The organism is Candidatus Symbiopectobacterium sp. NZEC135 (assembly GCF_025962695.1).
The window spans coordinates 1-835 of the sequence record NZ_JAGFPF010000870.1 but is presented as its reverse complement, the minus strand read 5'-3'; the positions used below and the strand labels follow the sequence as shown (position 1 = coordinate 835).

Genomic DNA, 835 nt, shown 5'->3' with positions numbered 1-835 from the left:
TGCACACCGGGCTTAGCCTCTTCGCCCAGGCAGGCAAAGCCCGCTGCCATGGCAATTGGGTTACCGGACAGCGTCCCCGCCTGATACACCGGGCCGGTCGGTGCCAGCGCCTGCATCACATCACGCCGTCCGCCAAACGCGCCCACCGGCATGCCACCGCCAATGATTTTACCCAGGCAGGTCAGGTCGGGCACCACGCCGTAATGCGCTTGCGCGCCGCCCAATGCCACGCGAAAGCCTGTCATCACTTCATCAATGATCAGCAGCGCGCCAAATTCATCGCACAATGCGCGCAATCCCGGCAGAAACGCTGGCAGCTCTGGGTATTGCTCAAAAGCCTGACGGACTGAATCCACATCGTTGTAGATGCAGGTCAGTGTGTGGCGTGCGAAATCAGCGGGTACGCCGGGGGAGTTGGGCTGGCCCAGCGTCAATGCGCCTGAGCCCGCCTTGACCAGCAGGCAGTCCGCGTGGCCGTGGTAGCAGCCTTCAAATTTGATGATTTTGTCACGGCTGGTGAAGCCGCGCGCCAGACGGATGGCGCTCATGGTGGCTTCAGTGCCCGAATTCACCATGCGCACCATGTCCATTGACGGTACCAGTGAGGTCACCAACCGTGCCATGTGCACTTCCATTTCGGTTGGCGCACCAAAGCTCAATCCGCGCTCTGCGGCGGCGATCACCGCCTGACGAATGGCCGGGTGGTTATGCCCCAACACCATCGGTCCCCAGGAGCCGACATAATCGATATAGGCGTTACCGTCTGCATCGTAGAGACGCGATCCTTCCGCCCGCTCGATAAACAACGGCACGCCGCCGACGCCTTTGAACGCGC

General features: G+C 61.6%; 1 protein-coding gene. It reads right to left on the bottom strand.

What is annotated here, in order from left to right; translation table 11 throughout:
* On the bottom strand, positions 1-835 hold an 835-nt coding region (locus J5224_RS31085), incomplete at both ends, for an aminotransferase class III-fold pyridoxal phosphate-dependent enzyme (protein ID WP_264628861.1).